The following is a 10,812-nucleotide window of genomic DNA, read 5'->3' as shown; positions in this document are numbered from 1 at the left end:
GTGTTTCGCTTTCACATCAGCCCGTCAGACCGACTTGGTGACGCCGTAGTAAGCCACCACATCATCGGTGTCGGTGGTGGAGCTGGTCAGGGTGGCGTAGGAGCGCAGGAAGGACTGACCGACGCAGCCGTCGACCTTGATGTGAACGTCTTTGAGGGTGACGCGCACCGGGGCGGCCTTGAACGACTTCTTGTTCACCGAGACGTTGGTGACGGTGCCGGGCTTGGGGTGGATCTCCACGGTGCCCGACATCGGCATGCTCACGCCGGTCGGGATGATGCCGGCCAGGGTGGAGCCCGAGGTGCTCAGACCGATCGACCCGACGAGGCGGACCTGGCCGAGTTCGATACCGCAGCCGATCTGGTAGCCGGTGTCGAGTGTGCCGCCGGTCAGCGAGGTGGACCCGCCGCCGGTGACGGTGCCGGTGAAGGTGCCGGCGACGAGGTATTCGCGGGAGGAGGCGGCGGTGGTCAGTGGTGCGACCGGCAGCTGGCTCTCGTCTTTGGCGGAAACGGTGAGCTTCCAGCCGTCGGGGGTGGTGACGACACCTGGTTCGGCGGAGGCGACCAGTCCGTTGTCGGGCGGCGGCCCGGCGTCAACAGGTTGTGCGGCGGGGTCTGCCGGCGGCGGCGGTGGCGGGTCGGCCGACGCCAGGGGCGCCAACGCAACCGGGGCCAAGAGGCAAACGGCGGCCAAGGTGGCGAAGCGATTCATCATGCGGGAACTTGTGCCTCTCATGGGTTTCGAATCCGAGGGATCAGCGTGGTCAGCGGGGCGAATCATCGTCACGGTCAGACGGCTTTGGTGACGCCGAGGTAGGTGATGACGTCGTCGGTGTTGTCGGTGGAGCTGGTCAGGGTCGCGTAGGTGCGAATGAACGACTGGCCCGCGCACTGATCGAACTTGATCCGCACACCGGTGATGGTCACGCGGGTTCCGGTGCCCTTGAACGACTTCTTGTCGATCGGGACGATGGTGACGGTGCCCGGCTTGAGATAGACCTTGCCCTGCAAGCTGATACCGGTACCCAGGCTGCCGTCGCTGGCCGAGCCGGTGAACGGAATCCTGAGACCCGGGGTGAAGCTGGCGCCGGGGTTGATTTCGGTTTCGTCGGTGATGATGCCGCAACCGATCTGGGCGCCGGCCTCCAGCGTGCCGCCGGTGAGCTTGGTCTTGCCGCCGCCGGAGACCTTGCCGGTGAAGGTGCCGCCGACGAGGTATTCGCGTGAGGACACCGCGGTGGTCAGTGGTGCGACCGGCAGCAGGGTCTCGTTGGAGCCGGCCACGCTCACGTGCCAGCCGTCGGGGGTGTCCAGGACTCCTGGGGGTGAGGACGGCACGGCGCCGGTGTCCGGCGACGGACCGGCCGGCGCGGCGGCCGCGACGGGCGCTGCGGGGTCCGGCGGGGGCGGGTCGGCCGACGCGAGGGGCGCCAACGCTACGGGTGCCAACATGCAGACGGCAGCCAGGGTGGCGAAACGATTCAACATGCGTGTTAATACGCCTCTCGTGGTTGAGATTTGGGGAGTGACATAGAGCTTTGGGATCCCTGTGGTGAGGGGGAACTGCCGCATCGATGGGTCGAGTTTCAAACGGTGAACAAAGGCGAGGAATTGAGGCGGCGTTCCATCTAGTGGGGGTCCGGCAGGACCTCTGCGCCAGCCATGCAACACATCAAAGGCACCTGCCCGTGTGTCTTGATCTCAACCGTGTTCCTCCCGCATTGCGACGATCGCTAGACGCTAGCGAAAACCAACGTCGTTGATACGGGCAAAAATCGGGATGATTCGAAACACTCCGATCCGCGGACGCGGGGCTCAGAAGCCCAGACCGATTCCCAAACCGAATTCGAAGTCCACGTTGACGCCCGGCACACCGGTGACGGTGTCCGTGTTCGCGTTCGGGTTGCCGATGCAGTAATCGACCTCGACGCCATCGACAACGTCGCTGGTGCAGGTCGCGATCGGTTCGGCCGAGGCGCTCGGCGCGCCGATGATGGCGGACAGCGCGAGCGCGCTCGCTGCCATCGCACGCCGCCCGAGTCGTGCCCGCACAGCGCGCTACTTCGAGAGCAACAGGTGGTACAGCTCGAATGAGGCCTGTTCGACCCAACCGTGCTGTAGCTTGCCGTCGGCCACGGACCAGACGGCTGTGCCGGTCAAGGCGATCGGTTTACCGTCGGGTTCGGTGCCAAGGATGCCGTTATTGGTCCCCGTCAGTACCCACCGGGAGGTCACGCGGGTGCCATCCTCGTTTTGAAAGGTTTCGAGTGCGTTGACGTGCAAGTCGTTGACGTGGTCGAGGAACTGCTGCACCCAGTGTTTGACGTTGTCCAGCCCCGAGATTTTCTGACCGCCTGCTTCGATGACGACGTCGGCGGCGGCGAAGCGGCCGACGGCATCGGCATCGTGGGCGTTCCAGACGTCGTTCCAGAATGCGGTGACGATCTCTGTTGATCGCATGTCTGCACGATCCCACTCTTCTGCCGTGGCCGTAGGGGTTTCGGGATGCCCGCAGGAGGCAGCGCTCGCGCTACCCGGACGCAGCAGCCCGACGAGACCCGGTTTCGTCTACCACCAGTTCAAGGCTGTCGCCGACGTCTACCGTGACCACGGCCGTCGCCTGAAACAGACCGTAGAAGTCATCGGTCCTGGCGAATGTGTGCGCGCGGGAGAACAGCGGCTGTACATCGAACACCCGCACCCGCAGCTTCTCCCGTGTGAGTCTGCCTAATTCCCGGCCGGATTCGGGATCGGTGATCACCTGACCCGACTCGGACTGCACGGCAAAGATCATGCCGGGCACGACACCTGCCTGGGCACCGCGATTGATGACCAATGTGTAGTCGTCCTCGATGAGCGCGACCTGGCCGGAGAGGGTGTGCCCGTCGGTCATGACGCCGCCAGGGAATTGCTTTCTCGCAAGGATTTGGGCGCGGAGCCTGCCCTGATGCGCGGCCGTGGATCGTGGTCTTCCGCAGGCAGCAGCGCGTCGATGTCGCTCGCCGCGTCCGGTTCCGTCCCGAGGGTGAGTTCGATGGCCGTCTTGGCCTGGAACAGCGCGATCATCGCGTGTTGCTGACGGTCAGCGCTGAATGCGTTGAGGGCGACGGTGAGCTTCTTGTCGACATATTCGACCGAACGCTGCAGCTCCGGCGCCGAGGTTGCGGCGGCCGGGTTTTCCTCGCGCGCCACGGGCTGGATGCCGAGTCCGTTGTACCAACGGTGTCCGAGCGCGCCGAGGGTGATCGAGCACACCGGGACCACCACGACGATGCAGGCCAGGCCGAGTGAGTTCTGCAGTGCGATTGCGCCGACGATGCCCAGCAGCATCGTCACACCCACCAGGGTCAGCAGGCGGACGGTCGGCGGCACCGCCTCGATCGCGCGGGACAGCTGCCTCACGGCGTGGGCGCCATAACGAGCAATGTCGGCGACGAACCGGATCACCGCCGTGGCGGCATTGCGCGCGATTCGTCCCACCTCGTCGGCCTGCTTGCGCGTCACCGCGGGCTTGGGCATTGACCACACGCGCTGCTGCTGCGACTGCGAGCCGGCAACCGTCTGTGGTTCACCCCGCCCCTCGTCAGGCTCCGGCCCGGATGTCTGGGGCGCCGGCACGACGTTTGTCACATTCGCATCATCAACCACATCTGCATCATCGCGCCGGTTGCGTCCGATGCCGGTTCCGGCGCGCCGAAGATCTGCAATTCCACGGCCTGGTGTTGCCTCACATGGCTAATCCCTTCCCCGCGTAGCCGGGGCGCGCTATGAATCATTGGTGAGCAACCACGTGAACCTGACCCAGCAGGAAAGCTCGTTGATCGCCGAGAGTCATCCCGAGGCTCTGGCACGCATGGACGAGAAGTCGCTGAAGGACCTGCAGAGCCGGCTCAGACAAGTACGTGAGAAGAACTTCAGCCTGTTGCGGCGCCAGGGTGCGGCCCGAGTTGAGGCCGAGGGCGCCCGTGGCGCCGCCCAACCGGCCAACGAGAAGCGCGGCGACAAGGTCGAGATCTTCGACGAGGCGCTGGCTCGGGTGGGCCAGCGCCTCGAAGCCTTCGACGACACCGAGTAGCACCCGGCCGGCTTTCCTGCGAAAGGCCTGTTTCCGCTGTCTGCGCGAGTCGAACCTGCGGTAGCGTTGTTAGCGGCTCTAGGTAATCCGGCGCTGTCGCATTTCGGGCCGATGGCGACGTCCGGGCAGCAAGCAGAGGAGCGGCCACGTGGATCTCGGCGTCTGGGGTGATCTCACGATTCTTGCCGGCGTGATGGCAGCGACGTTCGCCGCGTGCGTCTTCGTGTACATCGGCCGGTTGGAGCGCCGCACCCCCGCATCGCTCGGCGAAAAGGTGGGCGCGCACAAGGCGGTGCTGGCCAAACTGCGCAAGCGCGAGCCGATGTCCCAGGACGAGTTCGACTACGCGACCGAACTGGTGAATGACGCGAGATCCCCGCTGGCGTACGCGATGCCCGCCGTCCTGTTCAGCATGGGATTCTTCTACGTGGTCGGCTGTCTGTACGAACTCCACGTCCACGGCGGCAACCCCTCGTTCCGGACGTTCATCGGGGGGATCCCGATGCTGACGTCGATGAACATCGCCGCGCAGCTGCGCCGGGTCGCGGCGTTGAAGGGAAAGCTGCCGTCAGCGCCGACGCTGGTCTCTGAACCGGTGGCGCAGGTAGGCACCTGAACCGGACGTCCGGATCGTCGCCGAGACTGTACTCAGGGTCAGAATCGGCACAATTTCTGTCCCTGAGTGCAGTTTCGGTGAAGGACAAGCTATTTCAGTCTCTCGGACAGTTTCGGCTTAGGCCTTGTTGGGGCGTGACGACCCAGCGATCGGGTCTCCGTCCTCCCACAGCAGGAGCTGACGTACCGCCGAACGCGATCCGTAGGGCTGAAGCATCTGGCTCGCGGGGCGGGGACGCACCCGCAGCGGCCACCAGAACCAGCGCCCGAGCAGGGTGGCGATCGCCGGCGTCATGAACGAGCGCACGATCAGCGTGTCGAACAACAGACCGAGGGCGATCGTGGTGCCGATCTGACCGAGGATCCGCAAGTCGGCGAACACGAACGAGGCCATGGTGGCCGCGAACACCAGACCGGCGGAAGTCACCACGGCACCGGAGCCGGCCATCGCCCGGATGATGCCGGTGTTCAGGCCGGCGCCGATCTCTTCCTTGAACCGGGACACCAGCAGCAGGTTGTAGTCCGACCCCACGGCCAGCAGCAGGATGACGGCCAGCGCGAGAACGATCCAGTACAAGTCGATCCCGAGAATGTCCTGCCAGATCAGCACGGACAGCCCGAATGACGCGCCCAAGGACAGTGCCACAGTGCCCACGATGACGATCGCGGCGACGATGCTGCGGGTGATGAACATCATCACCAGAAGGATCAGGCTGAGTGCCGCGATTGCCGCGATCATCAGGTCGTACCTGGCGCCGTCCTGGATGTCCTTGTAGGTGGCGGCAGTACCGGCCAGGTAGATCCTGGACCCGGCCAGGGGAGTGCCCTTGACGGCATCCTGCGCGGCATGCCTGATGGCGTCGATGTGCGAAATGCCTTCGGGCGTAGCGGGATCGCCCTCGTGGGTGATGATCATGCGGGCGGCTTTGCCGTCCGGTGACAGGAAAAGCTTGAGTCCACGCTGGAATTCAGGGTTGGTGAACGCCTCCGGCGGCAGGTAGAACGAGTCGTCGGTCTTCGATGCGTCGTATGCCTGGCCCAAGGCGGTGGCGTTCTGCAATGCCGCCGCACTCTGGTCGTTGAGTCCCGAATTGGTGGCGTAGTTCGTCATCGTCAGGTCACGGTTGGTTTGTTGGCTGGCGATCTGAGGCGGAATCAGCGCCAGCAACTTCGGCTGCAGCGCATCCAGCTTGGCGATACTGCCCGAGACGTTGCCCAGCTGTTCGGTCAGCGCGTCGATGCCGTCGAGGGCGTCGAATACCGACCGCAGTGCCGCGCACATCGGGATGTCGAAACAGTGTGGCTCCCAATAGAAGTAATTGCGCAGCGGGCGGAACTGGTCATCGAAGTCGGCGATCTTGTCGCGCAGGTTCTTGGTCGTGGCGACCGTCTGTTGGAACGCCTTGCTCTGCTCGTCGGTGATGGCGCTGGACTGCTGTTGAAGCGCATACTGCTGCCGCAGAATTTCGATCGAGTTGTTGATCACGCCCACCTGTTTGAGCAGATCGTTGGTGCGGGCCTGCTGGAAAGGCAGATTGTTGATCTGGGCCGCACTGCTCGCGCTTATCTGAAACGGAATCGACGTGTGGTCCAGCGGCGTGCCGAGCGGGCGGGTGATCGACTGCACCTGAGCGATGCCGTCGGTGTGAAAGACCGCCTTGGCGACGCGCTCCAGCAGGATCATGTCGGTGGGATTGCGTAGGTCATGGTCGGTTTCGACCATCAGCAGTTCGGGATTCAGCCGGGCCTGCGAGAAATGACGTTCCGCTGCCGCATAACCGATATTGGCCGGGGCGCCGGCCGGCATGTAGGGCCGGGCGTCGTAGCTCGTGGAGTATCTCGGCAGGGCGAGCAGACCGATCAGCGCGATGGCGATCGTCACCACCAGGATGGGCCCGGGCCAGCGGACCACGGCGGTACCGATGTGTCGCCACCCGCGGGTGCGCATCGGACGGGACGGCTCGAACAGGCCGAAGTGCCGGCCGATCACCAGCAGCGCCGGGGCCAGGGTCAGTGCCGCGACCACGGCGACGAGGACACCGATTCCGGCAGGCACGCCAAGACTGTTGAAGTAGGGGAGCCGGGTGAACGTCAGGCACAACACCGCACCGGCGATCGTCAGGCCCGAACCCAGGATGATGTGCGCGGTTCCGTGATACATCGTGTTGAACGCCGAGACGCGGTCCTGACCGGCGTGACGCGCTTCGTGAAAACGGCCGAGAATGAAGATGGCATAGTCGGTTCCGGCCGCGATGACCAAGAGCGTCAGCAGATTGGTCGAGTATGTCGACAGCTCGATGATGCCCGCGTTCGCGAGCACGGCGACGACGCCGCGGGATGCTGTCAGCTCGATCATCACGGTGAAGAGGACGAGAAACACTGTGGTGAGACGGCGATACAGCGAGAACAGCATCACGGCGATCACGCTGAGGGTGATCAGCGTGGTTTTCAGGGTGCCGTGGCGGCCCACCTCGAACTGATCGGTGACCAGGGGAGCGGCGCCGGTGACGTAGGCCCGGACGCCGGGCGGCGACGGCGTCTCATCGACGATGCGACGCACCGAATCGACGGACTCATTCGCCAACGACTCGCCCTGGTTGCCGGCGAGGTACACCTGCACCAGCGCTGCCTTGCCGTCGGCGCTCTGCGAGCCGGCCGCCGTGAGCGGATCGCCCCAGAAATCTTGGATGTGCTGGACGTGCTTGGTGTCCTGCCGGAGCTTTTGAACCAAGCCGTCGTAGTAATGGTGCGCGTCGGCGCCGAGCGGCTGATCGCCCTCCAGGACGATCATTGCCGAACTGTCGGAATCGAACTCGTCGAACACCTTGCCGATCCGCTTTGCGGCCTGCAGCGACGGCGCATCCTGCGGGCTCAGCGACACGTTGTGCGACTCGGCGACGGTCTCCAGCTGCGGCACAAAAACATTCGTCACCACCGCCAGGCCCAGCCAGAACAGTGCGATGAGCACCGAGAACCGCCGGATCAGATCCGGAACCCGCTGGCTGCTCATCCGGATTTGTCCAGACAGTAGGTGAAGGCGTTCACGGTGTTCACTGTTCTCTCGTCCTTGATCACGTCGTCGATCTTGATCCGGCAGCCGATCGAGTCACTGTCGCCCTGCGCGGAAACGTTTACCGCGACGGCGGGCTGGGTGGTGGTCGTGTCGTAGGTCCAGGGCAGCGTGACGGCGTCGGCGCGCTGGGGTTGGGCGTTGACGTCCAGGTAGGTGATGGTTGCCACCGTGCCGGGAGGCCCGAAAACCTCCAGGACCACGTGCTTGGGGTTGAACGGAACGATGTCGTTGCCGGAGCCGCTGGGGGTCGACGTGACGTCCTCGGATGCGAAGATGCCATGCAGGCGGAACACCAGGAAACCGGCCAGCGCGATCACCACCACCGCCACCAGATACATCCAGCGTCGGATCAGCCGGCGTCCGATCGAAAACCGCTGCATCCGTGACCCTTTCAATGCGCGGTGGCAGGCGCGGACCGTGGGAGTTTTCCCCTAGGACTACTAATCAACTAGGTTGACACGGTATGGCACGGGGCCGGACACCACAACCATGTGGCTCGGGAATAATGCTGTGCGTCGCCTGTGAACGGGGTCGATGAAGCACGCTGCTGCCGGTGGGGAGGCAGCCGTAAGGGAACCGCTACGGCCTGAATTAGGTCAGGTACGTTTCGTGCCCGGTGGGGAAACCGCCGCCGTTGGTGGCGATGTGCACGTGGTCGTAGTGGTTGGCGGTGATCCCGCCGCGGTCCGACATCATTCGGGGAGCCCTGTCGCGGGAGTAGATCTGCTGGCGGAAGATCACGTGGTTCACGCCGAACCGATCGGCATTGTCGAGGGCATAGGCCACGATCCGGTCGCCGAGCGCTTTACCTTCCGGGGTGCCGTAGTTCGGGATCATCACGTCGATCGCCTGACCATTGGGATGCCACTTCATGGAATCGGCCCGGACTCCGCCGATGTCCAGAATCTGCGGGAATCGCGCGCTGACGGACCGGGCGGCCAGGATGGTCTCGACCTGCAGGCCCTTCTCCGAGGCCCGGCCGGCGGGCAGTGGGAACCGCATGTTCCGTCGTACGGGGCGCTCGGCGGGTACGGCCGGTGCTGCGGGCGCGGCGGCCGGCGCGACGACGGGGGCGGCTACCGCCTCGGCGTTGCTCTGGGGGGCCGGCGCGGTGTCTGCGCCGACGACGAGGAGTGCGGCGGCAGGCACGACGACCGCAGCCATGACTGCAGATCGGCGGCACCGATCCTTTTTCAACTGGTCTCTACCCACGAGGACCGGACCCTACCGGCGGGGTGAACGATCCCCGGAATCACGAAGTTGTCTGGTGCTGTCGATGGCAACCATTTTCGCGGTCCGGCGTCAACCGAGGCTTGACGGGCGCGGGTGCCCGGCGAACGCGCGGTGAACAATGGGCGCACCCCGGCGAATCGGCAGGTCAGAAATCATCGCACACCCGACATCCGGTACGGATATCAGGGGGCGGGCGCGATGTTCGAGGCCGGCCGAAGTCGACTCGATCGGGGTGACCTGTGCCCGGGTGGGCAAAATTTATGGCATTTACCACACCGGTCGGTCCACAGTGCCCACGGAGCGGTTGACGACGGCGTAATTTGAGCGAATCTGGCCCGTAAAAAACGGGAGGGGCGACCCATGAAAGACGTCGATTGTTGCGTAGTGGGCGCGGGCTTTGCCGGCCTGACCGCGGCGTTGCGGCTCAAGCAGGCGGGTCACTCCGTGGCCCTGCTCGAGGCTCGTGATCGGGTCGGTGGCCGGACCTTCACCGAGGTGCTCGATGACGGAACGTGGATCGACCGCGGCGGTGCCTGGATCGGACCTGGGCAGGACCGGATCAAAGCCCTGATGGCCGAGTTCGGCGTCGAAGAGTACAAGGAGTACGTCGACGGCGACGCCATGATGATCCTCGACGGCAAACAGCACCGCTATTCCGGCACGATTCCCTGGGCGATGAGCCCCTGGGCGATCGCCAACCTCGGCGCCGGATTGCTCGAGGTGGAGCTCATGTGCAGGACCATTCCGTTCGACGCCCCGTGGGAAGCGAAGAGGGCGGTCGAGTGGGACCGGATCAGCTTGGGGGAGTGGATCAACCGTCACATGCGCTCCAAGCATGCGCGCGAGATGCTCGACATGGCGCTCGCCGGCATCTACACCTCGGCAGGATCTGAGGTGTCATTGTTGTGGGCCCTTCACCAGATGGGATCAGGCGGCGGGCCGGTCTTCGTCATCTCCAACAAGGGCGGTGCCCAGGATGCGCGGGTGCACGGGGGCATGGGTGCCGTCTACGGGCCGATGGCAGCCGAACTGGGTGGCGCGCTGCACCTTTCGCAACCGGTGCACCTTATCTCGCACGACGACGACTACGTGACGGTCCACGCCGAGGACATGACCGTACGAGCGCGGCAGGCGATCGTCGCCGTCCCTTTGGCGGTGGCGAGCCAGATCATCTATGAGCCAACGCTTCCCGTGGACCGCATGTTTCTTCATCAGCGGATGCCCAGCGGCGCGGTCTTCAAGATCTCGGTCGTATACGAATCGGCATTCTGGCGCGCCGACGGGCTGTGCGGCCAGTCCGCCGCGCCCGGCAGCCCTGCGACGCTGACCATCGACGCCTGTACCGACACCGGTACGCCGGGAATCATGTGCGTCATCACCGAAGGGCCCGCCGCCCGTCGGCTCGGGCTGCTCGACGCGGCCGAGCGCAAAGCCGTGGTGATCGGTGAGTTGATCGACCGGTTCGGTCCGCAGGCCGCATCACCGGTGAGCTACCACGAGCAGAACTGGACGGTCGAACGGTATTCGGGTGGCGGAATGATCAGTCACGCCCCGCCCGGTGTGCTCACCGAGTTCGGGCCCGCGTTGCGGGCCCCGTGCGGACGGATCCACTGGGCCGGTACGGAGAGTTCGGCCATCATGTGCGGCTGGATCGATGGTGCGGTCCGGTCAGGTGAGCGCGCTGCCGCGGAGGTGATGGCAGCCGAGAGCGTGGTAGCCGCGTAATAAAGCCCACGTAGCGCGTTTGCGGGGGCTACCGTGCATTCGTCGGCGTTCGATCGAGTCCGGTATCGCTGGTCCGGGCCAGCCTGCGA

General features: G+C 64.9%; 12 protein-coding genes. 3 read left to right on the top strand and 9 right to left on the bottom strand.

Translation table 11 applies throughout. The features are described 5' to 3' along the window. Nucleotides 1–24: 24 nt before the first annotated feature. The 6 genes from ACZYZ7_RS07025 to ACZYZ7_RS07000 all read right to left on the bottom strand — a co-directional run bounded on the left by ACZYZ7_RS07025 (nucleotide 25) and on the right by ACZYZ7_RS07000 (nucleotide 3,632). On the bottom strand, nucleotides 25–717 hold the full coding sequence (locus ACZYZ7_RS07025; RefSeq protein WP_463740526.1) for an MspA family porin: 693 nt from the start codon (nucleotides 715–717) through the stop codon (nucleotides 25–27). Nucleotides 718–791: 74 nt separating this feature from the next. Next, nucleotides 792–1,490: an MspA family porin gene (locus ACZYZ7_RS07020; protein WP_463740525.1), complete on the bottom strand. Its 699-nt coding sequence runs from the start codon at nucleotides 1,488–1,490 to the stop codon at nucleotides 792–794. A gap of 327 nt (nucleotides 1,491–1,817) precedes the next feature. Beyond that, nucleotides 1,818–2,054 (bottom strand): hypothetical protein, encoded by a 237-nt coding sequence (locus ACZYZ7_RS07015; protein ID WP_463740524.1) that lies wholly within the window; start codon nucleotides 2,052–2,054, stop codon nucleotides 1,818–1,820. A gap of 6 nt (nucleotides 2,055–2,060) precedes the next feature. Next, nucleotides 2,061–2,462, bottom strand: a complete 402-nt coding sequence (locus ACZYZ7_RS07010) for an ester cyclase (RefSeq protein WP_463740523.1) — start codon at nucleotides 2,460–2,462, stop codon at nucleotides 2,061–2,063. A gap of 70 nt (nucleotides 2,463–2,532) precedes the next feature. Then, on the bottom strand, nucleotides 2,533–2,895 hold the full coding sequence (locus ACZYZ7_RS07005; protein ID WP_463740522.1) for a hypothetical protein: 363 nt from the start codon (nucleotides 2,893–2,895) through the stop codon (nucleotides 2,533–2,535). After that, the gene (locus ACZYZ7_RS07000) at nucleotides 2,892–3,632 is read right to left on the bottom strand and encodes a hypothetical protein (RefSeq protein WP_463740521.1); all 741 of its coding nucleotides are present in this window, start codon (nucleotides 3,630–3,632) and stop codon (nucleotides 2,892–2,894) included. The genes ACZYZ7_RS07005 and ACZYZ7_RS07000 overlap by 4 nt, the downstream gene beginning before the upstream one ends. 148 nt (nucleotides 3,633–3,780) lie before the next feature. Here ACZYZ7_RS07000 and ACZYZ7_RS06995 point away from each other — a divergent pair, with 148 nt between their 5' ends. Next, on the top strand, nucleotides 3,781–4,077 hold the full coding sequence (locus tag ACZYZ7_RS06995; RefSeq protein ID WP_286175046.1) for a hypothetical protein: 297 nt from the start codon (nucleotides 3,781–3,783) through the stop codon (nucleotides 4,075–4,077). Nucleotides 4,078–4,225: 148 nt separating this feature from the next. After that, nucleotides 4,226–4,693, top strand: a complete 468-nt coding sequence (locus tag ACZYZ7_RS06990; RefSeq protein ID WP_450071728.1) for a hypothetical protein — start codon at nucleotides 4,226–4,228, stop codon at nucleotides 4,691–4,693. Between the two features lie 117 nt (nucleotides 4,694–4,810). On the opposite strand, the gene ACZYZ7_RS06985 is transcribed toward ACZYZ7_RS06990, so the two are convergent. The 3 genes from ACZYZ7_RS06985 to ACZYZ7_RS06975 all read right to left on the bottom strand — a co-directional run bounded on the left by ACZYZ7_RS06985 (nucleotide 4,811) and on the right by ACZYZ7_RS06975 (nucleotide 8,929). After that, nucleotides 4,811–7,702: an MMPL/RND family transporter gene (locus tag ACZYZ7_RS06985; RefSeq protein ID WP_463740520.1), complete on the bottom strand. Its 2,892-nt coding sequence runs from the start codon at nucleotides 7,700–7,702 to the stop codon at nucleotides 4,811–4,813. Then, on the bottom strand, nucleotides 7,699–8,145 hold the full coding sequence (locus ACZYZ7_RS06980; RefSeq protein WP_450071726.1) for an MmpS family transport accessory protein: 447 nt from the start codon (nucleotides 8,143–8,145) through the stop codon (nucleotides 7,699–7,701). The genes ACZYZ7_RS06985 and ACZYZ7_RS06980 overlap by 4 nt, the downstream gene beginning before the upstream one ends. 211 nt (nucleotides 8,146–8,356) lie before the next feature. Continuing rightward, nucleotides 8,357–8,929 (bottom strand): hypothetical protein, encoded by a 573-nt coding sequence (locus tag ACZYZ7_RS06975; protein ID WP_135455241.1) that lies wholly within the window; start codon nucleotides 8,927–8,929, stop codon nucleotides 8,357–8,359. Nucleotides 8,930–9,358: 429 nt separating this feature from the next. On the opposite strand from ACZYZ7_RS06975, the gene ACZYZ7_RS06970 reads away from it, so the two are divergent. Then, nucleotides 9,359–10,723, top strand: coding sequence for a flavin monoamine oxidase family protein (locus tag ACZYZ7_RS06970; protein ID WP_450071725.1), 1,365 nt, complete (start codon nucleotides 9,359–9,361; stop codon nucleotides 10,721–10,723). Nucleotides 10,724–10,812 lie beyond the last annotated feature (89 nt).

The sequence above is a fragment of the Mycobacterium sp. IDUB_17 genome, from assembly GCF_055419465.1.
This window is presented reverse-complemented; position numbering and strand designations above follow the sequence as displayed.